26 protein-coding genes are annotated in these 26800 nt (G+C 51.8%); 15 read left to right on the top strand and 11 right to left on the bottom strand.

Annotation, left to right across the window (positions count from 1 at the left end; translation table 11 throughout):
* Positions 1-3 precede the first annotated feature (3 nt).
* Positions 4-957, top strand: coding sequence for a sigma-54 interaction domain-containing protein (locus ACR02O_RS09095; RefSeq protein ID WP_033155529.1), 954 nt, complete (start codon positions 4-6; stop codon positions 955-957).
* A 53-nt stretch (positions 958-1010) separates the two neighbouring features.
* Here ACR02O_RS09095 and ACR02O_RS09090 read toward each other — a convergent pair whose 3' ends face one another.
* From ACR02O_RS09090 to smc, 10 genes are all read right to left on the bottom strand, one after another.
* Positions 1011-1754 carry a PP2C family protein-serine/threonine phosphatase gene (locus ACR02O_RS09090; RefSeq protein ID WP_494523233.1) on the bottom strand — a complete coding sequence of 248 codons (744 nt, stop codon included), beginning with the start codon at positions 1752-1754 and terminating at the stop codon, positions 1011-1013.
* Between the two features lie 4 nt (positions 1755-1758).
* A complete protein-coding gene (gene pdxJ / locus ACR02O_RS09085) occupies positions 1759-2502 on the bottom strand; it encodes a pyridoxine 5'-phosphate synthase (protein ID WP_494523232.1) in 744 nt (247 codons plus the stop codon).
* Between the two features lie 73 nt (positions 2503-2575).
* A complete protein-coding gene (gene recO / locus ACR02O_RS09080; RefSeq protein WP_171696081.1) occupies positions 2576-3277 on the bottom strand; it encodes a DNA repair protein RecO in 702 nt (233 codons plus the stop codon).
* Positions 3277-4167, bottom strand: a complete 891-nt coding sequence (era, locus tag ACR02O_RS09075) for a GTPase Era (protein ID WP_171696082.1) — start codon at positions 4165-4167, stop codon at positions 3277-3279. Before era ends, recO begins: the two co-directional genes overlap by 1 nt.
* Positions 4164-4847 carry a ribonuclease III gene (gene rnc / locus ACR02O_RS09070; RefSeq protein WP_494523231.1) on the bottom strand — a complete coding sequence of 228 codons (684 nt, stop codon included), beginning with the start codon at positions 4845-4847 and terminating at the stop codon, positions 4164-4166. The genes era and rnc overlap by 4 nt, the downstream gene beginning before the upstream one ends.
* A complete protein-coding gene (locus ACR02O_RS09065; RefSeq protein ID WP_033155535.1) occupies positions 4844-5221 on the bottom strand; it encodes a DUF4845 domain-containing protein in 378 nt (125 codons plus the stop codon). The genes rnc and ACR02O_RS09065 overlap by 4 nt, the downstream gene beginning before the upstream one ends.
* 96 nt (positions 5222-5317) lie before the next feature.
* Entirely contained in the window at positions 5318-6094 is a 777-nt protein-coding gene (lepB, locus tag ACR02O_RS09060; RefSeq protein ID WP_494523230.1) for a signal peptidase I, read from the bottom strand.
* Between the two features lie 12 nt (positions 6095-6106).
* Positions 6107-7906 carry a translation elongation factor 4 gene (gene lepA / locus ACR02O_RS09055; protein WP_494523229.1) on the bottom strand — a complete coding sequence of 600 codons (1800 nt, stop codon included), beginning with the start codon at positions 7904-7906 and terminating at the stop codon, positions 6107-6109.
* Between the two features lie 71 nt (positions 7907-7977).
* Positions 7978-8715 (bottom strand): cell division protein ZipA C-terminal FtsZ-binding domain-containing protein, encoded by a 738-nt coding sequence (locus ACR02O_RS09050; protein WP_033155538.1) that lies wholly within the window; start codon positions 8713-8715, stop codon positions 7978-7980.
* Positions 8715-12215, bottom strand: a complete 3501-nt coding sequence (gene smc, locus ACR02O_RS09045; protein ID WP_494523228.1) for a chromosome segregation protein SMC — start codon at positions 12213-12215, stop codon at positions 8715-8717. The genes ACR02O_RS09050 and smc overlap by 1 nt, the downstream gene beginning before the upstream one ends.
* A 380-nt stretch (positions 12216-12595) precedes the next feature.
* On the opposite strand from smc, the gene nhaD reads away from it, so the two are divergent.
* Genes nhaD through ACR02O_RS09030 form a run of 3 tightly spaced genes read left to right on the top strand, consistent with a single transcriptional unit; the run spans position 12596 to position 16316 of the window.
* Positions 12596-14044 carry a sodium:proton antiporter NhaD gene (gene nhaD / locus ACR02O_RS09040; RefSeq protein ID WP_494523227.1) on the top strand — a complete coding sequence of 483 codons (1449 nt, stop codon included), beginning with the start codon at positions 12596-12598 and terminating at the stop codon, positions 14042-14044.
* 50 nt (positions 14045-14094) lie between these two features.
* Positions 14095-15621 carry a DUF4118 domain-containing protein gene (locus tag ACR02O_RS09035; protein ID WP_494523226.1) on the top strand — a complete coding sequence of 509 codons (1527 nt, stop codon included), beginning with the start codon at positions 14095-14097 and terminating at the stop codon, positions 15619-15621.
* The gene (locus tag ACR02O_RS09030; protein ID WP_458136943.1) at positions 15618-16316 is read left to right on the top strand and encodes a response regulator; all 699 of its coding nucleotides are present in this window, start codon (positions 15618-15620) and stop codon (positions 16314-16316) included. Before ACR02O_RS09035 ends, ACR02O_RS09030 begins: the two co-directional genes overlap by 4 nt.
* Before the next feature lie 256 nt (positions 16317-16572).
* Here ACR02O_RS09030 and ACR02O_RS09025 read toward each other — a convergent pair whose 3' ends face one another.
* The gene (locus ACR02O_RS09025) at positions 16573-16932 is read right to left on the bottom strand and encodes a hypothetical protein (protein ID WP_445368378.1); all 360 of its coding nucleotides are present in this window, start codon (positions 16930-16932) and stop codon (positions 16573-16575) included.
* A gap of 294 nt (positions 16933-17226) precedes the next feature.
* Between ACR02O_RS09025 and queF the strand changes: the two genes are divergently transcribed.
* From queF to bamB, 11 genes are all read left to right on the top strand, one after another.
* Positions 17227-17616: a preQ(1) synthase gene (queF, locus tag ACR02O_RS09020; RefSeq protein WP_171696088.1), complete on the top strand. Its 390-nt coding sequence runs from the start codon at positions 17227-17229 to the stop codon at positions 17614-17616.
* A gap of 6 nt (positions 17617-17622) precedes the next feature.
* Complete coding sequence (locus ACR02O_RS09015) at positions 17623-17907, top strand: EscU/YscU/HrcU family type III secretion system export apparatus switch protein (RefSeq protein WP_026603899.1); 285 nt, start codon at positions 17623-17625, stop codon at positions 17905-17907.
* On the top strand, positions 17904-18764 hold the full coding sequence (gene asd, locus ACR02O_RS09010; RefSeq protein ID WP_458136942.1) for an archaetidylserine decarboxylase: 861 nt from the start codon (positions 17904-17906) through the stop codon (positions 18762-18764). The genes ACR02O_RS09015 and asd overlap by 4 nt, the downstream gene beginning before the upstream one ends.
* 108 nt (positions 18765-18872) lie before the next feature.
* On the top strand, positions 18873-19223 hold the full coding sequence (gene yajC / locus ACR02O_RS09005) for a preprotein translocase subunit YajC (protein WP_084153212.1): 351 nt from the start codon (positions 18873-18875) through the stop codon (positions 19221-19223).
* Positions 19224-19298: 75 nt separating this feature from the next.
* Entirely contained in the window at positions 19299-21146 is a 1848-nt protein-coding gene (secD, locus tag ACR02O_RS09000) for a protein translocase subunit SecD (RefSeq protein ID WP_415880263.1), read from the top strand.
* A gap of 147 nt (positions 21147-21293) precedes the next feature.
* The gene (gene ndk, locus ACR02O_RS08995; protein WP_458136941.1) at positions 21294-21725 is read left to right on the top strand and encodes a nucleoside-diphosphate kinase; all 432 of its coding nucleotides are present in this window, start codon (positions 21294-21296) and stop codon (positions 21723-21725) included.
* Positions 21700-22812 carry a dual-specificity RNA methyltransferase RlmN gene (gene rlmN / locus ACR02O_RS08990; protein ID WP_415880261.1) on the top strand — a complete coding sequence of 371 codons (1113 nt, stop codon included), beginning with the start codon at positions 21700-21702 and terminating at the stop codon, positions 22810-22812. The genes ndk and rlmN overlap by 26 nt, the downstream gene beginning before the upstream one ends.
* Positions 22802-23563, top strand: coding sequence for a type IV pilus biogenesis/stability protein PilW (gene pilW, locus ACR02O_RS08985; protein WP_415880260.1), 762 nt, complete (start codon positions 22802-22804; stop codon positions 23561-23563). The genes rlmN and pilW overlap by 11 nt, the downstream gene beginning before the upstream one ends.
* Before the next feature lie 19 nt (positions 23564-23582).
* On the top strand, positions 23583-24869 hold the full coding sequence (hisS, locus tag ACR02O_RS08980; RefSeq protein ID WP_458136940.1) for a histidine--tRNA ligase: 1287 nt from the start codon (positions 23583-23585) through the stop codon (positions 24867-24869).
* A 33-nt stretch (positions 24870-24902) separates the two neighbouring features.
* Positions 24903-25559 (top strand): YfgM family protein, encoded by a 657-nt coding sequence (locus ACR02O_RS08975; RefSeq protein WP_494523225.1) that lies wholly within the window; start codon positions 24903-24905, stop codon positions 25557-25559.
* A 28-nt stretch (positions 25560-25587) separates the two neighbouring features.
* The gene (gene bamB, locus ACR02O_RS08970) at positions 25588-26799 is read left to right on the top strand and encodes an outer membrane protein assembly factor BamB (protein WP_205450988.1); all 1212 of its coding nucleotides are present in this window, start codon (positions 25588-25590) and stop codon (positions 26797-26799) included.
* Position 26800 lies beyond the last annotated feature (1 nt).

The following is a 26800-nucleotide window of genomic DNA, read 5'->3' as shown; positions in this document are numbered from 1 at the left end:
ACAGTGGATAACTTCGATCCTATTATTGGACAATCTCCCGCAATCGAAGCATTGATTCGCAGCGCTCGTATCGTTGCGGCGACCGACGTTACCGTGCTGATCAAAGGCGAAACCGGCACGGGAAAAGAAGTACTGGCAACGGCAATTCAAAAGGATAGCCCGCGCGCAAATAAACCTTTCATCGCCTTAAATTGCGCAGCACTCCCTGAGGGTCTGGTTGAATCAGAAATATTCGGCCATAAGAAAGGCGCTTTTACCGGCGCAGTATCGGACAAGCAAGGTTTGTTTCAGGCAGCCGATGGCGGCACATTGTTTCTGGACGAAATCAATTCTTTACCCTTGGGAATCCAGGCGAAACTTTTGCGCTTTCTGGAGTCGGGAGAATGTTTACCCGTTGGCGGCACCAAACCCTACATGGTGAATGTGCGCGTGATTGCTGCCTCCAATGCCGACCTCACCAAGCTGATAGAAAACGGTCAATTTCGTCAGGACTTGTATTTCCGCTTAAATGTAGTGCCGCTGGAATTGCCGGCATTGCATCAGCGCACCGAAGATATAGAAATACTGGCGAAACACTTTTTCACACACTTCTCGGCCGCACATTCCCTGGAACCCCCTACTTTCAGTAGACAAGCCATAAAAACGCTGCGCAGCTACAAATGGCCGGGCAATGTACGTGAATTGCGCAATCTTTGCGAAAGACTGAGCATTCTGCTGGCGGGCAAAGTAATCGAGCCGGAAAATCTGCCCCACGAATTCAACCGCAGCGCAATAACAGTCAGCTCGGACTTTACTTTGCCGGAGTTGGGTCTACAACTAGATGCACTGGAAGCAGATATGATTCTGCAAGCTTTGAACAGAACCAAGGGCAATCGCAGCAAATCGGCGCGCTTATTGGGCATTTCCAGAGACACCTTGCTTTACCGGATTCAAAAGCACGGCTTGGCAACACACTAAGCCATACGGTTTACCGGGGCTGCATGGTTCAGCCCCAGCCTCCACCTAAACAGCTAACGCCGCCTGATCCACTGCACAGTAACATTATCGCTTTTACCTTGGGCTCGTAATACCGCCATTTTTGCCATCTTCTGCAACTCCGGCTTTCCGCTGCACTCTTGCGATAACGCCAACAATTCCTGTTCCTTTACAAACTCCCAAAAACCGTCGCTACAAAGCAGAAAGGTTTCGCCGCATTTCATCGGTGGGAAACAGGCAATATCCACCGCAGGCGTACTCAACACATTGATGCTTCGCGTGAGCTTATGCTGGTCGGGATGAACCCCCATCTCCCATTCGCTGATTTTTCCCTCGTTAAACAGTTGTTGGGGCACCGAATGATCTTTTGTACGCCATAGCACTTGCTCGGAATTGATCCGATAAACTCGCGAATCTCCGCAATGCGCCACTATCGCTCGCTCCTGGTCCAGATACAGAATTGCGCAGGTGGTGTGGGCATCGCTTGCAAACGGATCGTCGGCAAATAGTTCACTCATATTCCTAACAGCTTCCGCAATCCAAGCAGCCATGACCGTTTCTGCCTTCACTGAGGCTATATGAGCATGATATTTTTCCGCCAGAGCAATCAAGCTACGGCAAAAAAATTGTGACGCTTTTTCGCCGGAGTAATGTCCGCCTAATCCGTCAGCGACCACAAATAATGCGTAATCAGCGCACACCCGGTGCGCCATGCAATCCTGATTGACCTCGCGATTGCCTATCGAGGTTAATTGATAAAACTCTAGTTCGTTCTGCATTACATCAACCGTGTAAACGCGACTCCCGCATGACGCGCTTCATATCCCTGACCGCGCTACCCAAGCCGGAAAACAACGCTTGCGCAATCAAGGAATGACCAATGTTTAGCTCGACAATCTGCTCGATCCGGCAAATAGCTTCCACATTGGCGATATTCAAGCCGTGGCCGGCATTGACTTGCAATCCCGCTTGATGCGCATAAGCCGCAGCCGTGCGGATTCGTTGCAATTCTTGCTCCCGCGCTAGCTTGCTTGCAGCATCGGCATAACGGCCGGTATGTAACTCCACCACCGGCGCACCCGCCTTGACCGCCGCGTCGATTTGCCGACAATCCGGATCGATAAACAAAGAGACTTCTATATTCGCGTCCGCCAATTGTTGGCAGGCAGAACGCATCTTATCCGCGGCACCGGCCACATCCAGACCGCCTTCGGTCGTCAATTCCTCTCGGCGCTCGGGCACCAAACAACAAGCTTGTGGCTCGACCTTAACCGCAAACGCCAACATGGCTTCTGTCACGGCCATCTCCAGATTCAACCGGGTGTGCAACATATCCTTTAACAAATAAATATCTCTGTCCTGAATATGCCGCCTGTCTTCGCGCAAATGCGCGGTAATACCGTCAGCACCGGCTTGCTCGGCGATCAGCGCAGCCTGCACCGGCTCGGGATAACGAGTACCTCTAGCCTGACGCAAGGTCGCAACATGGTCGATGTTGACACCTAATAAGATGATTTGTTTTTCCATTGAATATAAGTCCGCAAGCGGATGAGAAAGAGGGATGAAAGACGGTCAACCTATCCTGATCTTTGTCTTTCGCCTATAAATACTTAATAATTTTTGCCAGGACATCCCTACTTTTCAACTGTCTGCCTTGCAAATGTCCATCCAGCATTTTTCTGAAGAGCAGTTTGGCTTCGAGCAGCGCGCGGCCTTCCAATGAAGCCCTTGCGGCCAATATTGACAAGGTTTCACCACCGATCAAACCTTCGTTATCCGCGACCATGCCGCAATCAGCTAAAAAATTGTAGCGCTGACCTATCTTGATGGGATTACCGTTAGCTTCCGAATCCATCGCAACGGCGTAGCCAGCTTCTTGCAATAAATCCAGTTCAAAATAACGCAGAGTCTGCTCGATACATTCACCAAGCAATAAACCACTCAAGCAGCGCTCGTAGCAGCTAAATATCTCGGGCTGGGGATCGTTTTTGTGCACGAATAGTTGCACCAGCTCGTTCACATAAAATCCGCAGTAAAGCGCCAAGCGCTCTAAAGGGTAGCTGTCGACGTATTCCACCTGAGACAGAATTTTTAGTTCGTTTTTATCGATAAAGGACAGCCGCAATGCACTGAAAGGCAATAACAACCCGGCTATTTTCGACTTTTCCTTACGCACACCCTTGGCAAGCATGGACATCACGCCAAAATCCCGCGTGAAGACCTCTAACAATACACTGGTTTCCCGGTATGGCCGATGCTGCAGAACAAACGCCGGCTGTAAATAAACGGCCGAGCCGCTCATTAATGGTCAAAATCGCTAAAACCTAAACTCTGCAAGGCGCGCTCGTTATCCGACCAACCCTTTTTCACTTTAACCCACAATTCCAGATAGACTTTTTGGCCGATCAATTTTTCAATATCAACCCGCGCCTCGCTACCGACTTTTTTCAACATTTCGCCTTGTTTACCGATGACGATGCTTTTTTGGCTATCACGCTCCACCAAGATGGCCGCGTATATTTTGCAAAGCTCCGGAAACTCCTCGTAACGTTCGATTTCGACAGTCAGCGCATAAGGTAATTCATCGCCTAAACGCCGAGTCAATTTTTCGCGAATAATTTCAGCGGCAAAAAAGCGCTCCGGCCTGTCGGTGATTTGATCTTCCGGATAAATGAGCTCGGCCTCGGGCAGCAACGCCATAATGTGCTGTTCCAGCACCTCAAGATTGGTATTTTTCAAGGCCGAAACCGGCACGATATGCTGAAACGGATATTTTTGCTGCGCCTCGGCGAAGAACTTCAGCACCGCATCCTTATCCTTGATTTTATCGACCTTGTTGATTGCCAAGATAACCGGCAGTCCGGCTTGCTCGAGTTTCTTGAAAATCTTCTCGTCGTAGTCGTGCCAATACAGGCCATCCAGCAACCAGATCACGACATCGACTCCCAGCAAGGTGCTGTCCGCAGTCTTATTCAGATAACGATTCAATACCTTTTTTTCGTCGCTGTGCATGCCCGGTGTGTCCATGAAGATGGCTTGACCAGCGGCTGTCGTCTTGATACCCAGAATTCGGTGCCGGGTAGTTTGCGGTTTTCTTGAGGTGATACTGAGTTTCTGACCCAGCAAGTGATTCATCAGCGTCGATTTGCCGACATTGGGCCTACCGATTAAAGCAACATATCCGCAGTTCATTTATCCCTGGATTGTAAAAAATTTAACATATTTTCGGCAGCAGCCTGCTCGGCCTTTTTTCTGGAAATACCCACGCCGTTGCGCGTTTCCGGTGTTAATGCGATGGTGCATTTCACTTCAAAGGTTTGGGCATGATCCGCGCCGGACATGCTGACCAATTCGTAAATCGGCAAGGGTTTACGGCTGGCTTGCATCAACTCCTGCAAACGAGTTTTCGGGTCTTTGGTCCAATCGTCTACTTTCAGCGCGGCCAGCTTGTCATCGAATAATCGCAATATCCACTGCTGACAAACCTCAACGCCTTGGTCTTTCAGCAAGGCCCCCATGATGGCTTCCAACGCATCCGACAAAATCGAATCTCTACGGAAACCGCCGCTTTTCAGTTCGCCGGAACCGAGAATTAGATAATCACCGATATTGTGCTGCCTGGCCACTTCCGCCAGCGAATTCTGATTGACCAAACTGGCCCGCAGCCGACTTAAGGCGCCCTCTCCCGCCTCGGGGAACAGTTCGTATAGTTTTTGGGCGATCACGAAGCCCAGCACGGAATCGCCCAAATATTCGAGACGCTCGTTGTTTCTGGCACCCATGCTACGATGAGTCAAAGCCATCGCAAATAAGCTGGGATCGTTAAAGGTTAAACCCAACTTACCGGCTAGAGTTTCAGGTTTTTTAATCACTTATTGCCAGCTTCGAATCCCTCGTGGAATTCAACCAACACACTCAAATTACCCATGATGGGCTCCACTCGCTCGTAGTCGATGTCAACCCGTACATAGCCGGGTTGCGCGACAATTTTGATATTGTCATTGGTGACGTGCTCTACATAATTCATATCAAAGCGTTTTTCCAAGCTACCCTTTATATCAGACTTAGTTTTAGTCACTATATCGGTAGTGTTTTCCACCGCTTTCAAGGCGTTAACTACGCGGCTATGATTAATATAAATCGGCGCAATTTTTAGAATCAATAAGGTAAAAAAACCAATTAACGCCAAAATAAAGGCAATGGACAGAAAGGTTAAACCGCGTTGTTTTTTTAATGATGACGGCATAACACTACCCCCGAGAAAAATTAGAAATAAACCGACGACTGTTGAGAGTCCACCGCATTAAGCATTGTTTTTTCGGATTATCTAACAGCAAACCGCTCAACGCAGCACTGTGCCTAGCCGGTCGAAAGCAATACCGTTATTTTGCCAGTCCCAATTCATCCAGATAAAAAAGGCTCTACCCACCAGATTAGCTTCCGGTACCGTACCCCAATAACGACTGTCATTACTGTTATCGCGGTTATCGCCCATGACGAAATACTGACCCTGCGGCACGACGAACACATCCTCTACAGACGAAGCCCCGTGACTTACCAGGATGGAATGCTCAACCCCCAACAAATCCTCTTCCAGCCGCTCAGCACCGCTCATATTGCTGCCCTGCCCGACGCCTTGATAACGCCCAAGCGACACTTGCTTGGCGGGTACGCCGTTGACGTAAAGCTTTTTATCAAAGTAAGCGACGCGGTCACCCGGCAAACCTATCACTCGTTTGATGTAATCGACTTCCGGCTGTTTCGGAAACCTGAACACCACGATATCGCCGCGCTTGGGCTCACCCATTTCGATAACCTTGGTGTTCAGCACCGGTAAGCGCACTCCATAACTGAATTTATTCACCAAAATAAAATCACCGACCAACAATGTCGGCATCATCGATCCCGAGGGAATCCGAAAGGGTTCGAACAGAAACGAGCGCAGCAACAATACGATCAACACCACCGGAAAAAACGAACGGGCATATTCGACCAATAGCGGCTCGTTCTCAGTAGGATAAGGTAGATTGGCCCGCTTCAGATATAAGGTATAGCCACCCCAGACAACGCCGGTGACAAAACTGGCTACCACCAGAAAAAATGAAAAATCGTAATCCATAATTGATCGTTATTACTCTTTATTGACCTGCAACACCGCCAGGAAGGCTTCCTGTGGAATCTCGATACTACCCACCTGCTTCATGCGTTTCTTACCGGCTTTCTGTTTTTCCAGCAGCTTTTTCTTACGGGTAATGTCGCCACCATAACATTTGGCTGTGACATTTTTGCGCATGGCTTTGACCGTAGAGCGGGCGATAACTTTTGCGCCAATGGCCGCCTGGATCGCCACTTCGTACATCTGTCGAGGAATCAGATCTTTCATCTTATCGACTAAATCTCGACCACGGTTCTGACTCAAATCCCGATGCACAATAATAGACAAGGCATCGACTTTGTCGCCGTTGATCAAAACGTCCAGCTTAACCAGCGGCGCAGGCTCGAAGCGCAAAAATTCGTAATCGAAAGACGCATAGCCGCGGCTACAGGATTTCAAACGATCAAAGAAATCCAGCACTACTTCACTCATCGGTAGTTCGTAGCTAAGCGATACTTGGCTACCGGCATACTGCATGTTTTTCTGGATGCCGCGTTTTTCGATACACAGATTGATCACGTTGCCCAAGTAGGCCTGCGGCACCAGAATATTGGCCTGAATAATCGGTTCGCGAATCTCGACAATGGTGCCGGCATCCGGCAGCTTAGCTGGATTGTCGACCATAACGACCTCGCCGCCATGGGTTTCCACTTCGTAAATAACAGTCGGCGCGGTGGTAATCAGATCGATGTTGTATTCGCGCTCCAGCCGTTCCTGGACGATCTCCATATGTAGCATGCCGAGGAAGCCGCAACGAAAGCCAAAACCCAGCGCTTGCGAGGTTTCCGGTTCGTAATTGAGTGCCGAGTCATTCAGACGCAATTTATCCAACGCTTCGCGCATGGCGCCGAAATCATCGGAACTGACCGGATACAAACCAGCAAACACCCTCGGCTGGACTTTTTCAAACCCCGGCAGTACTTCGCTGGCGGGATTGTCGGTAGCCGTAATGGTGTCGCCGACCGGCGCGCCGAAAATATCCTTGATGCCGGCGACAATGAATCCCACCTCACCGGTGTTGAGTTGCTGCTTTTCCAATTGTTTGGGGGTATAAACGCCCAATTTATCAACCAGAAATGACTTTCCGGTCGACATGACGGTAATTTTTTGCTTTTTACGTAGACTTCCGTTGACGATGCGCACCAAGGACACCACGCCCAGATAGTTGTCGAACCAGGAATCGATGATTAAAGCCTGTAACGGCGCATTTTCATCGCCAGCTGGCGGCGGAATCTTTTGAATCAGTTGATCCAGCACGGCTTCCACGCCGATGCCGGTCTTGGCACTGATCTTCAAAGCTTCATCGGCCGGAATGCCGATCACATTCTCAATCTCTTCCATCACCCGCTCGGGCTCAGCTGACGGCAAATCGATCTTATTCAAGACCGGCACGACTTCCAAACCTTGTTCGATGGCGGTGTAGCAGTTAGCGACGCTTTGCGCTTCGACGCCTTGAGCCGCATCGACGACCAGCAAGGCACCCTCGCAAGCCGCCAGCGAACGCGAAACTTCATAGGAAAAGTCCACGTGGCCCGGCGTGTCGATAAAGTTCAGCTGATAGGTGACGCCATCACTGGCCTTGTAATCCAGGGTGACGCTTTGCGCCTTGATGGTAATACCACGCTCCCGTTCCAGATCCATGGAATCGAGTACCTGCGCCTCCATTTCCCGGTCGCTTAAGCCGCCACAAATTTGAATGAATCGGTCTGCCAATGTCGATTTCCCGTGATCGATATGGGCAATGATGGAGAAATTTCTGATATTTTTTTGATCCACTTAGCTTCTAGTTAATTCGTTAGGTTTACAGAATAAATGCGGTAGCTGCCCTGCCCCCGCGAGGTACTGCTTTAGGCGGCCTTGGCCAGTATTTGTCTGAATTGCGCGACGGTTTCGGCAGTCAGCGGCTGCCGCTGGTTGTCCCAGACCACGCCGTCAAGTTCGTCGGCCAACGTATCGATGGTTTCCATGAAATCATCGAATACCGCCAACGGTGCATCGACTTCGCGCGGTTGCATAAAAAACACGATGCCGGGGCAATAAAAATCTTGTAGCCCGGTGTCCGGGAAAGTACCGGGGTCAACCATGCTGGCGACCGCGAAATCGACCATGCGATTGGCATCCACCCGCTCGAATACCCGCACACTGCCATAGCGCAAGCCCACACGTTCGAAAGCCTCGAACAGATCTTCGCCATTAAAGCCTTGGTCGGCACGGGCAACGATGCTGAACTCGATCAAAGCCGGCAATTCCAAACGCCGCGAATTAGCCAACGTCGCGGCTTGTTTTTTCTCGACATCCTTGCGCAAAGCGTCGGCAGAAGGTTTTGGGCTGGGCTTGATGGCTTGATCGTCTAACAGAGCATCTCCATCAACCAACTCGTTGCCTAACGCAAATACATCCATTTCATCGTCGTCTTCCTCGACCGAAAACTCGTCAACCACTCGGTCGTCGTAAGAGTCCTCGTCGTAATAATCGTCAGGGGTGCGTCTTTCTCGCAACGACTTGACAAAATGCCACAACACCATGCCGATCATCACCAGCACGCCGATCAAAATAATCACGACTCTTAATAATTCTTTATCCATTAGCTTTCTGCCATGCTCACTGCTTCATCAATATCAACCGCCACCATTCTGGATACTCCAGGCTCCTTCATGGTAACACCTGCCAGATGTTTTGCAATTTCCATTGTGACTTTGTTGTGCGAAATATACAAAAACTGTACGGTTGCCGACATGTCTTCCACCATCTGCGAAAAGCGCACGACATTAGCATCGTCGAGCGGCGCGTCCACTTCATCCAGCAAACAAAACGGCGCCGGATTCAGTTCAAAAATCGAGAACACCAGGGCCACCGCAGTCAGCGCCTTCTCTCCGCCGGACAACAAATGAATCGAGCTGTTGCGCTTGCCGGGCGGCCGGGCAATGATGTTGACGCCGGCTTCCAGCAAATCGTCTTCGGTCAACTCCAGATAAGCCTGGCCGCCACCGAACAAACGCGGAAATTTTTCTTTCAAACCACTATTGATCTTGTCGAAAGTCTCTTTAAAGCGTTGGCGGCTTTCCTTGTCGATCTTACTGATGGCCTGATCCAAAGTATTTAAGGCATCGACCAAATCGTCATGCTGCTCGTTTAAAAATTTCATCCGTTCGGATTGGGTTTTGAACTCTTCGATGGCAGTCAGATTGATGGATCCCAGACGCTCGATTTGATCAGTCAGCTCGTCGACGGCATTTTTCCACTTCGTTTCGCTCGCGCCTTCGGTTAGGTTGCTTAGAATCACCTCCGGATCAGCATCCACCTCAGTCAGCTGCTCGGCAATGGTTTGCTGCCTGACTCGGCTATCCTGTTGCTCGAAACGCACCTGATCCAAGGCTTCTTTTTGTTTTTCCAAGGAACGCTGCGTTTGCGAATATTGCTCGGCTAACTGACTGACCGTCTGTTCGCTGGCTTGTTGCGCCTGGCGCTCGGACTGCAAGTTGTCCTCAAATTCGGCTTTGCGCTCCAACAACTCTTCCAACTGCATTTTCTCGTCGTCGAGCGGAGCTAATGAAAAGTGCAATTTGTTTTCCAGCTCGGCGATTCGATCAGCCGATTGCTGATGCTGTAATTGCAAACGCTCGATCTGTTTGGCGGTCAGCACTTCCGAAGACTTCAGCGATTCGATCTGCGCATGCAAGCGGTGCAAATGCCGGCGCGCTTCATCGACCGAGGCATCGGTGTTTTGCTGTTGCGCTTGAATCTGTTGATTCAATTGCTCCAATTCGGTTTTCTTGTCGCCCAAATCGCCCAAGGCCTGCTCGGCGTCCTGCTTGATCATTTCCGCTTCGGAAATGCTTTCGGCATTTTCCGCCAGATGCTGGCTGATTTCTTCAATCTCGTGATCGAGTTGCTCCAGGCGGCGTTTTTGCTGTTCGAAACGCGCCGATTGCGCACTGTACTCGGCGCTCTTAGCGGAAAACTCGGCACTGAGCAGTTTTTCCTTTTGTTGATATTGCTCTCGATTGTTTTCGGCGGCCTTCAATTCGTGTTCGGAGTTGGCCAATTGCTCTTCGTCCTCGGCTATCATCATCTGCAATTCGCTTTGCCGCTGCTTCAGTTCGCGTAATTCTTTTTCCCTATGCAATACCCCGGCCTTGCTGTCGCTGCCCCGGCTGATTTTGATCCAGTCCTTGCCCAACCAAGTGCCGTCGGCAAGTACCACCGACTCATGCGCCTGCAAATTCATTTGCCTAGCTTGAGTCATTGTTTCCGCGCAATAGATTCCGCTTAACAGACTGGATAAGTCCCAGCGGCTGCGAAGCTTACTCGCCAAAGCCACTGGATCGGCACTCGCGCCAGCCAGATTTGCATGTGTCTCAAATACCACCAAGGACTGTTTGGTCAAATCCTGCAGCTCACCCAAAATTGAGTCCGCGCTATCCACACAGATCGCCTCTAGATAACTACCCAGTACGGTTTCCACGGCGGTTTCCCAGCCTTCTTCCGCATCGAGAAATTCGGCCAAGCGCGGTTGTTGCTCCAAGCCCACCTGCTCCAGCCAGACTCCCAACTCCTTTTTGTCCTTACCCATCGCATGCTGCTGCAACAATTCCAAGGAACTGATCTTACCGTTGACCTTCTGCAACTCGGCGCGATTGGCGTGCAGGCTGTCGTGAAGTTGTTTGATGGCCGGCCTTAGTTCGGCGATGCGTAGCAGCACGACTTCCAGTTGCTGCTGCAACTGTTCGCGTTCGGCTTCAATCAATTCGATACTGCTATCCAGGGTTTCTAATTCCAGTTGCAACTGTGTATCGGCCAAACCACCGCGCTCACCCTGTAATTTATCCAGTCGGGTCTGCAACTGCCGATTCTGGTTTTCCAGCTGCACCAGCTTGGTCCGCTGTACTTCGGCTTGTTCGCGGTAGCCGGCGTTTTCCGCCAAAAAAGCTTCCCACTGCTGCTGCCATTGCTGCTTTTGCAGATGCGCGTCTTGCTGAATGCCCAGCAAGTCTTCCTCACGCTCGCGGGCAACGATCATGGTTTCTTCAGCTTCCAGCAAGGTCTGACGGATTTCCTCCAATTGCTGCCGGTCCTGCTCGCATTCGGATTGCGCCTGCTCGGCCTGCAATTTCAAACGATTGATTTCGACCAGGGTTTCTTCGTGGCTTTTTTGATTGTGCTTGATGGTCTGTTCCAACCGGCTGACTTCGGCGACCACGGCATAATATTCGGCTTGCGTGCTATCCAGATGCTGCTGCTGGGCTTTTTGTTCGCCGCGCTTCAGCTCCATGGCTTTTTCAGTATCGCGCAATAACACAAACAAACGATTATGCTCGGCAGCGATACTTTGCAGCTTTTCTTCCAGCTTCTGCGCGGAACGTTGAAAGTTTTGCCAGCGCATCGCCAGCAACTCTTGTTTGTACTGGCGTTCCTGCTTTTTCAGTTCCGTATATTTCTCGGCTTTTTCGGCCTGCTTGGCCAAATTCTTGATTTGCTTTTCAACTTCATCGCGCAGATCGTTCAACCGTTCCAGATTTTCGCGGGTATGCCGCATGCGGGTTTCGGTTTCCGAACGCCTCTCTTTATATTTGGAAACACCCGCCGCCTCCTCGATATGCACCCGCAAATCTTCGGGCTTGGCTTCGACCATTCGGGAAATAGTGCCCTGTTCGATGATCGCATAGCTGCGCGAACCAAGACCGGTGCCCAAGAACAGATCGGTAATATCTTTACGCCGACATTTGGAGCCGTTGAGCATGAACAGCGATTGGCCGTCGCGGCTGACTTGGCGCTTGATGGAAATGGTGGCGTATTGTGAATACTCCCCACCCGCCTTGCCCTCGCTGTTGTCGAATACCAGTTCGACTGACGCCATACTGACCGGCTTGCGGCCCGACGAGCCATTGAAAATCACGTCGGCCATATTGCCGCCGCGCAAATGCTTGGCGGAGCTCTCGCCCATCACCCAACGTACCGCGTCGATGATATTGGATTTGCCGCAACCGTTCGGACCGACGATCGCAGTCAAATTGCCGTTGATCGGTATCGTGGTGGGATCGACAAAGGATTTGAAACCCGAAAGTTTGATTTTTTCCAGCTTCATGCCTGATTTATGACGCTCAAGACCGTTTACAAAGCCCGCTATTATCGTCGAAATGCCGTTTCGATTCGAATGGAATTTAAATCGGCTTAACACAGGGCCTCAAACCAAAAGCAGGATTTCGTCTCGAAAATCAATACTTAATCAGATTGCGGGTATCGCTTGACCAAGCCGACCTAAAAGTCAGACTGCCAAATCCAGCAACCGAAAACCGCCCGATATTGCAGTCGACGCCAGCTTTGCGCATACCTTGGCATTGCCCACAAACACTCGCTCTTTACGCCTTTTTTACACGGCTAAAAATAAAATCCGCAGATAGCCAAAAGTTGCCGAAAACCAAGCAATTTTGCGGCATTTAATTAATCTCGTTAGCCGGAGAACGCATGCTGCGGATCATTTATCTGTTTGGATTGGTATCACTGATTTTTCCGGGCCTCGTATCTGCCGATTCGACGCCAGCAGCGCCACAGACCTTTCACCTTGACCTTACCCAACATTGGGTTGGCTACTTTTCACTGGTCGTGATGATCGTTGCCTATATCTCGGCAATGCTCGAAGACTTAACCAATCTGCGTAAATCCAAACCCATGCTGCTGGCGGCAACTTTAATCTGGTTTGTCATCGTCCTGGCGTATCAACAACACGGCAATAGCTTACCGGCAACCACAGCATTTAAAGGTAACTTGCAGGCTTATATAGAATTGCTGCTGTTCATCATGGTTTCGATGACCTACTTGAATGCGATGGAAGACATGGGTATTTTTAATGCGCTGAAGATTTGGCTGGTCAGTAAAGACCTCAGCTATCGCCGACTATTTTGGATAACAGGATTTTTAGTTTTTCTCATTTCCTGTATCGTCAACGGCTTGACCGCTGGCTTGTTGATGGGCGCTGTCGTGGTAGCCGTTGGCAAAAACAGCCCGCGTTTTGTCTCGCTGGGCTGCTTGAACATCGTGATTGCCACGAATGCCGGCGGCACATTTAGCCCACTGGGCGGCATATCGACACTGTTTGTTTGGCAGCATGGCATCCTGGGGTTTACCGAGTTTTTTAAATTGTTCGTACCTTGCCTGGTCAATTTTCTAGTCCCGGCGGCAGCCATGCATTTTGCCTTGCCCAAAGACAAACCCATCGTCGACGCCGAGCAAATTTCGTTACCGCGCGGCGCCAAGCGCATCCTGTTCTTGTTCGGCGCCACCATCAGCTTGGCAGTTGGTTTTGACATGGCCTTGGGATTACCGGCGGCGGCCGGCATGATGGCAGGCCTATCCTTGTTGCAATTCTTTTATTTCTATCTCCAAAAATCCGATAAACCGAGCAGTCCGCAACAGTCGGAGTTTTCCCTATTTTTCGGCGGCGGCGACGTGAACTTGATGACTAACGAAGCCAAGCGCCTGGATATTTTCGATAAAGTGGGCCGACTGGAATGGGATACCTTACTGTTTTTCTACGGCGCGATGATGGGAATTGGCGGCTTGGGCTTTATCGGCTATCTTGATGCCATTTCTCAGGTGTTATACGGACAATTCAGCCCGACTCTGGCGAATGTGATGATCGGTTTATCGTCGGCATTCGTCGACAACGGTACGCTTATGTTTGCCGTGCTAACCATGCACCCGGATATTCCGCAAGGCCAATGGTTGTTGCTGACCTTGACCCTCGGTGTCGGCGGCAGCCTGCTGGCCATCGGCTCGGCCCCGGGCATCGGTTTGATGGGGCAAGCCAAGGGGCAATACACCTTTGCTAGCCACATGAAATGGTGCCCGGTCATCCTGTTGGCTTACTTCGCCAGTATCGGTACGCATATGCTGTTCAATGCCGGGTCTTTCTGACCGGTCGAATGGCTAACAACCGCACCCCACGCGCTAATATCGACGCCCCAATGACACTATCCGAAGCTTGGCTATCCCCGCAAAAGCGCGAGCGCTTCCTCGGCCATGCCTGGGGCGTCGCCGCCCCCTTCATTTGCACGTTGATCGATTGGCCTTTGCGCGATCTGTTGGGACCGGCCAGCATCCTGATGACTTATTTACTGGGCGTATTTCTGGTCGCCAGCCGCTACGGCCGTAGCGCATCCATCGTCGCATCGCTACTCAGCGCACCAACTTTTGCCTTTTATTTTGCCCGCCCCATATTCTCCTTTGCGATTAGCGACTTGGAAAATATCGTCGGCTTGGCGGTGATGATCATCGTCGCGAATGTCACCGGCAGTCTGCTTGAAAAATCGCGCATGCAAGCCGAGTTAGCCAAACAGCGTGAATCGCATACCAATGCGCTCTATCGATTGAGTCGCGACCTGGCGGCGGCACAGGATCATAACGCCGTAGCACGTATCGCGGCCGAACATATCGACAATGAATTTGGTACCGATTCGGTTCTGCTGATTGCCAATACCGAAAACGGCCTGCAAATTCAAACGAATCAAGCATTGCCCATTTCATTGCAAAGCCTCGACCATACCCTGGCACAGCAAGCCTTCGAGACAGGTGAAGCCAGACTTCAGCCCCTATTAAGCTATTACCCACTGCAAGGATCTAGCGCTGCGCAAGGAGTTCTAGCCGTCCTACAAACCGAAGCATTGGCTAGACAAACGCCGGAAGTAAACACCTTCTGCCATTTAATCGCGCAAACCTTGGAACGATTTCAACTCGCCGCGCAGGCCCGAGAGGCCAATCTGCAAGCCGAAACCGAAGCCTTGCGCAACGCCCTGTTAAGCTCCATATCCCATGACTTGCGCACGCCTTTGACCCGCATCATCGGCGCGGTCGGCACCGCTATCGAGAATGATGCCGGATTATCAGCCCCGGAACGCCAGGACCTGAATCAATCGGTATTGGAAGAAGCGCAACGCATGTCGGAGTTGACCGGCAAAATTCTGGACATGGCTCGCTTAAGTAGCGGTCAAATCATTTTGCACAGAAGCTGGAACACCATTGAGGAAATCGTCGGCAGTGCTCTGAACCGTTTGGATAGACAATTACAGGACAGACCGGTCCGCACCCTGCTGCCTGATAGCTTGCCGCTAGTTTGGATAGATGCGGTGCTGATAGAACAGGTGTTGGTCAATCTAATCGAAAACGCGGTTAAGTACACGTCGCCAGGCAGCCCGATTGACATTGAGGCCGTATCGCTGCGCGATCAATTCCGCTTAACCGTAGCGGATTACGGTCCGGGCATCGCCAAGAACCAACAAATTCGGATTTTCGAAAAGTTTTATCGTGGCACCACCGAAACCGGACAAAACGGGGTCGGACTGGGACTCGCATTGTGCAAGGCGATTATCGAGGCACATGGTGGGATGATTTATGTGAAAAACCGCATCGGTAAGGGCGCGGAGTTTCTTATCGAACTGCCGCTGCACGAACCGCCACCACTGGCCGAATCGGAAGCGCTTGGAGGCCTGGCATGACTACCGCGCCTTTAATTTTATTAATAGAAGACGACGCGCAAACCCGACGTTTTCTAAAAACCAGCCTCAGCCTTCGCGGCTGGTCCATGATCGAAACCGACTGCGGCAAATCCGGCCTGGCGATGCTGAGCAATGCCAATCCCGACTTGGTAATCTTGGATCTGGGCTTACCTGACATGGACGGGATCGCTGTGACCCGACGCTTGCGGCAATTGTCTGACCTGCCCATTCTGATATTGTCGGCGCGCAGCCAGGAACAAAACAAGATCTTGGCGCTGGATGCCGGGGCCGACGATTACTTGACCAAACCCTTTGGCAGCGGCGAATTGCATGCTCGGCTACAAGCTTTAATGCGCAGGGTTGCACGCAGCCTGAGCAATCAAGAGACTTTTGAAACCGGTCAGTTAAAAGTCGATCTGACGCGGCGCAAAGTATTTGTTGCCGATCACGAAGTGCGCATCACCCCTATCGAATTTAGGCTACTCGGCATTCTAATCCGTCATGCCGGGGTGGTCGTGACCCATCGCCAACTGCTTCAAGAGGTTTGGGGTGCGGAACACATACACGATCAACATTATCTGCGCATTTACATGGGGCAATTGCGCCACAAACTGGAAGTCAATCCGGCGCGGCCCCGTTATTTGCTGACCGAAGTGGGGGTGGGGTATCGCATGGCGGTTAACGATGACGATTAGAGTTTGACCCAGCCTGTAACAGCGGTTCTCTCTAAACTGTTGACTGCACCCGGTGCTGGCCTGTCGAGGTGGGAGTCCAAGATTCTAGGAATCTAAAAACTAATCGAGAAGCCTGTTACGGTGAATTCCTTTCGAAATGGCCGTGTCAGGTATTTGGTTCTGGAAAACCGCGTGGTTTTAACGGATTAGGAAGAAGCGAGCCAATCCATCAAGACTGGCTCTAGTCGTCTATGCCCAGGCCTAAAAAGGCCCGCAGCTAATTCAACAATGCGCCTAAGTTGTTAGGCCGCCGATTGGCGACAGCGGATTGCGCTTGACCGGGATTGTTTTGGATATCCGAGATCAACCTTCCAAGCACCTGTTGCGCCTGCTCAGGGCTATTGATTCTGGCCTGACTGTCACTATTTTGTCCGCTGGCAGCCTGCGCCAATTTCAAAGACTCCTGTGACAAACTAACCGTGTCACTTGGGCTGGGCTCGGGTCTCTCAGCCTGATTTTGCGAATTGGCCGCCTTTCTGCGTTCGGCTAACGCTTCAATCCCGCCGGCTTTTTGATCTTTGGATACACCTTGGCTAGCCAAGGAATTTGGGTTTGGGTATGTAGTGTTGATTTCCATCGTCGACTCCCCTGCAAGTTGGACTTACATCTTAACGGTTTTTACGATTCGCCTTAACGACTAGTTTACATCATCGCCGTAAGTTGTTGACAATTCCACCCGTTAATTGTTTCGGCCGATTCAGGAGAACCAAAACCGAAACCACACACAACCGCCAACGCAAAAATAACAAGATAACTCATTGAGTTTAAATGCTTAATACGTTATCGCATCTTAGCTGGTAAAATATTGCCGGACTTAACCGGCGGACATCCCATTCGCCACTCCGGAATCCCTAACAACCCAAATCAAGTAATGACTACAAAACCCAGCGCAGACCTCACCACTTTCGAAAACCCCAGGCCGGCGCGCGACTTTACGATTCGCATCGACATCCCGGAATTTACCTGTTTGTGCCCGATGACCGGCCAGCCCGACTTTGCCAAATTGGTTCTGGAGTATGTACCCAATAAATTATGCGTGGAACTCAAGTCTTTGAAGCTGTATATGTGGACTTTCCGCGAGCGTGGCGCCTTTCATGAGGCTGTTACCAACGAAATTTTGGATCATATCGTCGCGGCAATTTCGCCCAATTTTATGCGCCTGCGCGCCGAATTCAATGTGCGTGGCGGCATTTACACCACGGTAATCGCCGAACATCGCGACCCAAGCTGGCAAGCGCCTGAACTGGTCAATCTGCCGTAAAGCAACGTGAGTGGCAGAACCTTCTACAACAGCGACATTGCCGTCGCCCTGCAATATGATGGCAAAAATGCGCCGAAAGTAACCGCCAAAGGCGAAGGTTTTACCGCTCAGCAAATTCTGGCCATCGCCGAAAAACACGGTGTTCCACTGCAAAACGAGCCAGAGCTGGCGCGAATTTTGGCGCAAGTCCCGCTCGGTGAGGAAATCCCCCAACAACTTTATATTGCCGTCGCCGAAGTCATCGCCTTTGCGTATTTCATCAGCGGCAAAACCCCTGATTCCGAATCATGAATTTAAAAGAAACGTTTACCGTGTTGCCGCAATACGCATTGCCGCATCACGCACTCTCCGGGGTGATGTCCAAACTGACTCACTGCCAAAACAAAGCCTGGAAAAACCTGTTTATCAAATCCATCGTGCAGTTGTACGGGGTAAATATGCAGGAAGCCAAGTTTCAAGAACTGGATCACTACGCCAGCTTTAATGATTTCTTTACCCGAGAATTAATAGACGGCGCCAGACAGATTGACTCCGCCGCCGACGCCATAGCCTGTCCGGCGGACGGTGCGGTCAGCCAAGCCGGATCGATCAGCAACGGCCGAATTTTTCAAGCCAAGGGCCACGACTACAGCGCCTTGGAATTACTGGGCGGTGACGCCGAACGGGCGCAGGCCTTTGAAGATGGCTCTTTCGCCACTATTTACTTATCACCCAAGGATTACCACCGCCTGCATATGCCGCTGACCGGCACTTTGAAAGAAATGGTACATATTCCCGGCCGCCTGTTTAGCGTGAATAACACTACCGTTGGCGCCGTGCCGAATCTGTTCGCGCGCAACGAGCGCGTAGCCTGTATTTTTGACACGGCCGCCGGTCCGATGGCTTTGATTCTGGTCGGCGCAATTTTCGTGTCCAGCGTCGAAACCGTCTGGCACGGCGTCGTCACGCCACCGAGCATCAGTGCTCCCAGGACTTGGCGCTATGAAAAAGACGCGCCGATTATTGAAAAAGGCATGGAAATGGGCAGATTCAATATGGGCTCGACGATTATCGTCCTGTTCGGTAAAGAAAAAATAGCTTGGAACGATGACTTCTCCAGCGGCAGAGCGGTACAACTGGGCGAGGCGATTGGCCGAACGCTAGCATAAACCGGACAAATTGACAGCGTAATGTGATAAGCACTGCTAGTGTGGCATAATGCGCGCCTGTCCGCCCGGCCGGACCATTAAAACGACGATAACAATAAGAGGATTACCATGAGTTTCTTGATTTCCGATGCGCTGGCCCAAACAGCGCCCTCCGCCGTACAACCCGGCTTTGAAGGCATGCTGTTCCCATTGGGTATTCTGATATTTTTCTATTTCCTGTTCATCCGCCCACAATCCAAGCGCAACAAGGAACAAAAACAAATGCTGGCTGCGTTGGGTAAAGGCGCCGAAGTGGTCACCACCGGCGGTATTTTGGGTAAAGTGGCCGAGCTGGACGACAACTTCGTCAAACTGGAAGTCTCTGACAACAGCTTTATTCAGGTCCAACGTCACGCCATCGCCAACATGATGCCTAAAGGTACCTACAAAACCTTGAACAGCAAAAAAACCAAAGAATAAGTTTGCTTTAACCCTGCGATATACCCCGCTTTTATTCGCAACAGCCTGGCTGTCACTGCTTTTAATGGAATAACCATGCAAAATCATTTCCCTGTCTGGAAAAACATCCTAGTAATTTTCGTGCTGTTAGTCGGTACGATTTACGCGCTGCCTAATCTTTATGGCAACGACCCGGCAGTGCAATTGGCTTCGTCTAGCCCGACGCCATTGCAGCAGTCTCAGGCTGACGCAGTCGCCGCCAGCATCAAAAACGCAGGTTTCACGTTGAAAAGCTTTGAATTTGCCGACGGCAAAATCCTGGCGCGGTTCAATAATACCGACGAGCAAATGAAAGCGGCAGACCTGTTGCGCGAACAAATGGCCGGTAAAGCGACAGTTGCCTTGAATTTAGCGCCCGCTACCCCTGCTTGGCTACGCGCTTTCGGTGCAAACCCTATGCATCTGGGCTTAGACTTGCGCGGCGGGGTGCACTTCCTGTTGGAAGTTGACATGGACTCCGCGCTGAAACAAGCCGAAGAACGCTACACCAACGACATTCGCTCGGCCTTCCGCGATGCAAAAGTTCGCTATCAATCCGTTTCGAAGGAAGCGGGCGGCATCAAAGTCGTGCTGCCTAACGAAGAATCCAGAGTTGCCGCCACAGAAGTACTCAATAAAGACTTCCGCGGTCTGGATTTAGTGGAAAGCGGTCCGAATGAATTTACGTTAAACATCCCCGAACGCAACCTGCGCGAAATCAAGAAATCGGCGCTGGGCCAAAACATTACCACGCTGCGCAACCGGGTCAACGAACTGGGTGTCGCCGAGCCTATCATTCAGCAACAAGGCGACAGCCGCATTGTCGTACAACTGCCCGGCGTGCAAGACACCACCCGCGCAAAAGAATTGTTAGGCACCACCGCCACACTGGAATACCGTTTGGTTGACGTGGAGCATGATGTGCAATCGGCCCTGGGCGGTCACGAACCTATCGGCAGCCGCTTATATAAAGACAAAAACGGCGCGCCGGTACTGTTGAAACGCGCGGTTATCGTTACGGGCGACCAAATCACCGATGCGTCATCGGGCTTGGATCAAGACGGCTCACCTGCGGTATTCATTACATTGGATGGCGTCGGTGCTAAGAAAATGGGCAAGATGACCCAGGAAAATATCGGCAAACCGATGGCTGTGGTGTTCATCGAATACAAATCCGAAACCCGGGTCGTTAACGGCGAGAAAGTCCAACATAAGGAAAAAGTCGAAAAAGTCATCAGCGTCGCCACCATTCGTGACAGTTTCAGCAAACGCTTCCAAACCACCGGCCTGGACAGCCCTGAAGAAGCCCGCACCTTGGCCTTATTACTCAGAGCGGGCGCTTTGGCTGCTCCGGTTGAAATCGTCGAAGAACGCACCGTCGGCCCCAGTTTGGGCCAGGAAAATATCGATCAAGGCATGATGTCGATTACCGCCGGCTTCCTGCTGGTCGTGTTTTTCATGGTCGCTTATTACCGCGCGTTCGGCTTGATCGCCAACTTTGCTTTGTTGTTCAACGTCGTACTGCTGATCTCCATCATGTCCGTGTTGCAAGCCACCCTGACCCTGCCAGGCATGGCCGGTATCGTCTTGACTGTGGGCATGGCGGTGGACGCCAACGTATTGATCAACGAACGGATCCGCGAGGAACTGCGTAATGGCTTGAGCCGGCAGGCCAGCATATACGTCGGTTACGAAAAAGCCTTTGCCACCATTCTCGACTCCAACGTTACCCACTTCATCGTCGCCGTATTGTTGTTCGGCTTTGGCACCGGCCCGGTTAAGGGTTTCGCGCTGGTCTTGATGATTGGGATTGCCACTTCGGTATTTACCGCGGTCACCGGCACCCGGATGTTGGTTAACTGGTTTTACGGCAACGATCACCGCAGCGATAAAATTTCCATTTAGCCAAAATTTGGTCTCGGCTCAGCACAAACCGGGCCGCTTCAACGACTTCGGAAACACACTATTCGGCAGGGCGTTTTTCAACGTCCTGCCTGACACGCTATAATGCGCAATTAATTTTTCAATCAACATCCTCACTGGAGTTAAACAATGGCAATCGAACGTACTTTCTCAATCATCAAGCCTGATGCAGTCGCTAAAAATGTGATTGGGGAAATTGTCAGCCGCTTCGAAAAAAACGGCCTGCGCATCGTCGCATCCAAAATGCTGCAACTGACCCAAGATCAAGCCGAAGGTTTTTACGCCGAGCATAAAGAACGTGGCTTTTTCAAAGATTTGGTCAGCTTCATGACTTCAGGCCCTGTCGTTGTCCAAGTGTTGGAAGGCGAAAATGCGGTATTGAAAAACCGCGAACTGATGGGTGCCACCAACCCGAAAGAAGCTGCGCCAGGCACGATCCGCGCCGACTTCGCGGTCAGCATCGACGAAAACGCCGTGCACGGCTCCGATGCGCCGGAATCTGCCGCGAGAGAAATCGCTTACTTCTTCTCTGCTAATGAACTCTGCGACCGTATCCGCTAAACCAGCATTGATTAATCTGCTGGATTTCGACAGAAAAGGCTTGCAAGCCTTTTTTGTCGAGCTCGGCGAAAAACCGTTTCGCGCCACCCAGGTGTTGAAATGGATTTATCAGGAAGGCATCTCGGATTTCGACGAGATGACCAACCTGAGCAAATCGCTACGCAGTCATTTAAAAGAACACTGCCAGATCAAAGTCCCGGAAATCGTCGCCGAACAATTGGCGTCCGACGGCACTTGCAAGTGGGCGGTGCAGATGCACTGCGGCAATCGGGTGGAGACCGTTTACATCCCGGAAGAACGCCGCGCCACCTTGTGCATCTCCTCGCAAGTGGGCTGCGCGTTGGCCTGCACCTTTTGCTCGACCGCCAAACAAGGCTTCAACCGCAACCTGTCCACCGCCGAAATCATCGGCCAGCTGTATCTGGCACAACAAAGACTAGGACCGGAACGCCGCATCACCAACGTGGTGATGATGGGCATGGGCGAACCCTTGCTGAACTTCGATAATGTCGTGGCGGCAATGAATTTAATGATGGACGACTTCGGTTATGGCTTGTCCAAACGCCGCGTCACGATCAGCACCTCCGGCATAGTGCCAGCCATGAAACGCCTGAACGAAGTTTGCGATGTCAGCGTGGCGGTCTCGCTGCACGCCCCCAACGACGCCTTGCGCGACCAAATCGTACCGATCAACGTCAAATATCCGCTGAAGGAATTGATGGAAGCCTGCCGCGAATACGCCAAGACCGGCCCGCGCAAGCATATTACGTTTGAATACGTGATGCTGGACGGCATCAACGACAGCCCTGAAGACGCGCGCACCTTAGTCAAGCTATTGAAAACCGTGCCGTCCAAGCTAAATCTGATTCCGTTCAATCCGTTTCCGCAATCGCCTTACCGTTGCTCCAGTAACGCCGCCATCCTGAAATTTCGGGATATTCTGCATAATGCCGGCATCGTCACCACCGTTCGCAAGACCCGCGGCGAGGACATTGATGCAGCCTGCGGGCAATTGGTCGGTCAAGTACAAGATAAAAGCCGCAGACATTTAAAACTGCAAGCACAAGGACTCTCGCATGGCCAATAGGCAAGCCGCTCGCGGATTAGTGCTGATGAGCCTATTGCTAGGCGCTTGCGGCCTGCTGCCGGACACCCGCGAGACGATGAGCAATGCCGAAAAAGCCAAGCTCAATCTACAAATGGGCGCGCGTTATCTGGACATGGGCATGCTCGACGTCGCCAAGGAAAAACTGGAAAACGCCGTACGGCTGGATTCCAGCAACCCGGAAACCCATAACGCCCTGGCCGTCTTCTATGAGCGCATCAAACAAACCGAAGCAGCCAGCGACAGCTATCAAACCGCCTTGAATAAAGATTCGGATAATTTCAGCATCAAGAATAACTATGGCCGCTTCTTGTGCGAGCAAGGCAAATTCGATAAAGGCATAGCCTTGCTGCAAGATTCGATGGCATCGCCAATGAACAACCGGCCCTGGTTTGCATTAACCAATCTGGGCGTTTGTTACGTTAAGCAGAACGACATGCAGCGCGCCGAAGAGTATTTTCGCCAAGCCTTGCAATCTCAGCCCGATTACTCGCCGGCCTTGCAGGAGATGCAACGCATCAGTTACCAGAATGGTCAGTTCATGTCGGCCAGGGCGTTTCTGGAGCGCTACCTGGGCGTCGCTAAACATACCCCGGAAACGCTGTGGATCGCGTTTCAAACCGAACGGGCGCTGGGTAACAGCAAAATATCCGAAGAATACCGCGAGCAATTGATTAGCTCTTTTCCTGCTTCCAAAGAAGCACAACAAGTCAAAACCGCGATCAGCAAATAATCCGGCAACAAACAAGATCATGGCAAAACAACAACAGGCTATCCAAGCCATCCGCGGCATGCACGACATCCTTCCTGAACAATCGCCTCTATGGCAATGGCTGGAAAGCCAGGCCAAACAGGTATTGAGCGCCTACGGCTATCAGGAAATCAGATTGCCTATCGTCGAAAAGACCGAACTGTTCAAGCGTTCGATCGGTGAAGTCACTGACATCGTCGAAAAAGAAATGTATACCTTCGACGACCGCAACGGCGATTCGTTAACCCTCCGCCCCGAAGGCACCGCCGGCTGTTTGCGCGCCTGCCTGGAACACGGTTTATTGCACAATCAAAGCCACCGTTTGTGGTATTACGGCCCCATGTTCCGCCACGAACGCCCACAGAAAGGCCGTTACCGGCAGTTCTACCAACTGGGTGTGGAAACCTACGGCATGCCCGGCCCGGACATCGACGCGGAAATCATCGCGCTGACCGACCGGCTCTGGAAGCAACTGGGCATCCGCGATAAAGTCGAGCTGCAAATCAATTCCCTGGGTACCAGCGAAGAACGTCTGGCTTATCGCGGCAAACTGGTCGAATATTTCCAACAACATCTGGCAGTTTTAGACGAAGACAGCTTGCGCCGCCTGGAAACCAATCCGCTACGCATCCTGGATAGTAAAAATCCGGATATGCAGGCTATGTTGCAACAGGCCCCGGTACTACTTGAGCATCTTGGAGAAGAAAGTCTGGCACATTTCAATAGCCTGAAAGCCACGCTGGACGATCTGGGTATTACCTACCAACTGAATACTCGCTTGGTGCGCGGCCTGGATTATTACGGCAAAACCGTATTCGAATGGGTCACCGAGCACTTAGGCTCGCAAGGCACCATCTGCGCTGGCGGCCGCTATGACGGATTGATCGAACAACTGGGCGGCAAGGCGAATCACGCCATCGGCTTTGCGATGGGCATGGAGCGCATCCTGGCGCTACTCGAGTTGCTGGATAATGTACCGGTCGCCAATACCACGGATGTCTACATGATTCGCGTCGGCACTAACGCAGAAGCCGTCGGCATGCGCTTAGCCGAACGTATCCGCGATGCGATTCCGGGCCTGAAATTGCAAGTCAATTGCGGCGGCGGCAGCTTCAAGAGCCAGTTTAAAAAAGCCGATAAGTCCGGTGCCGAGTACGCCATCATCATCGGCGACGACGAAGCCCACCGCGGCGAAGTGGCCTTGAAACCCTTGCGCATCGACGCTGAGCAAAGCACACACAATCACGACCAACTCCTGCAAACCCTGCAAGACTGGCACGGCCAATAATCCCTTATAACCTGATAATAGAAGAGAACTAGCGTGGCAATTTACGATACCGAAGAAGAACAGCTGGAACAGTTGAAAAAATGGTGGGAAGCCAATCAGACTTCATTGATCGCCGGTGTTGTCACCGCAATAGTATTGGTGAGCGGCTGGAATCTCTGGCAAAACCACCAACTGGAAAAACGCGCCCAAGCCTCGCAGATGTACCAACAATTGTTGGATAGCGCGGCCAAGGACAACAGCGAATCCACCGAAAAACTGGCGGAACGCTTGCCTATCGAATTTCCGGGCACCGCTTACGCCCACTATGCCGGCCTGCAATTGGCCAAAAGCAAAGTGCAAAAAGGCGATCTGGAAGGCGCTAAAGCGATTCTGGAAAAATCCATCAAAGAAGCCGACAGCGATGAATTAAGACATGTTGCCCGTCTACGCCTGATTCAACTGATGCTGGCTACCGGCCAATACGAACAAGGTTTGCAACTGATCGCCGCGGTCGATCCGGCTAAATCCGAAGGCTTTTCCGCCAGTTACGACGAATTGCAGGGCGACCTGTACGTCGCACTGGACCGCTTGGACGAAGCCCGTAGCGCGTACCAAAGCGCGATCATAACCGGTCAAGCCACCCCGCTGACGCAGTTCAAGCTGGACGACGTCGCAACGCCTGGCAACGCTGCCACGGCGACTGCCAATTAAGCCCACGCCAACGGATACACGCTTTAGCATGTTAATCAGGAACATCAGATACCGCTCACTTCTCCCGCTGCTTGCCTGCCTGCCGATGCTAGCCGGCTGCGCGGGCTTGGATGCCGGACGCGACTTTATCTCGGGCTTAACGGAATATATCACCGGCGACGACGACAATGCCGATCCACCGGCCGCCTTGCAGGAATATACCCCGGAAGTACAGCTTGAGGTGCTGTGGAAGGAATCAATCGGTAATGGCGCGGATGAAAAATATCTGAAACTGATACCGGCAGTCGCCGAAGGCACTGTATACGTCGGCGACAACAAAGGCCATTTGCAGGCGCGTGGCGCCGGCAACGGTAGTCTGAGCTGGGAAAACAACACCGATTACAGCTTCTCAGCCGGTCCCGGATTGGGTGTCCACACTGTGGTGATGGGTACCAGTACCGGCGAAGTCATAGGTTTTGACAAAGCCAACGGCGAACAGCGCTGGAAAATCGATGTACCCAGCGAAGTATTGGCGGCTCCGGTGGTAAGTCACGGTATTGTCATCGTCCGTACCACCGACGGCAAAATCATCGGCCTCAAAGAAGATAATGGCGCGCAACTCTGGACCTTCGAACACAGCGTACCGGCCCTGAGCATCCGCGGCACCGGTGCGCCCATCATTGTCGACGACAACGTGATCGCCGGCTCGGCCAATGGCAAGCTGGAAGCCCTGCAATTGAAAGACGGCAAATCCATCTGGGAAGCCACTATCGCGATACCCAGCGGTCGGTCCGAAGTCGAACGCTTGGTCGATCTCGATGTCGATCCGGTCGCGGCACGCGGCGCCATTTATATTGCCGGCTTCACCGGCGGCGCATCTTCGGTATCCGAAGTGGACGGCGATGTGCTGTGGCGCAACGAAGCGGTGTCTTCCTACACCGGCCTGAGTCTGGATTACCGTTACCTTTATGTCAGCGATACCCAAAGCCATGTCTGGCAACTCGATCAACGTAGCGGCGCCTCGCTGTGGAAACAAAAAGACTTACACAACCGCCAATTGACGGCGGCGGTGGTTTATCAAAATTATGTCGTAGTCGGCGATTTCGAAGGTTATGTACATTGGCTGTCCAATAGCGACGGCCGCCAATTGGGCCGGATTCAGGTCAGTAAAGCGGCAATAGAAGCCAAGCCGGTAGTCGTGGACGATACGGTTTTCATTTACGCCAAAGACGGCACCCTGGCCGCTTTGAGAGCAAAATAAA

The sequence above is a fragment of the Methylomonas sp. PHL2-19 genome, from assembly GCF_059331595.1.
This window is presented reverse-complemented; position numbering and strand designations above follow the sequence as displayed.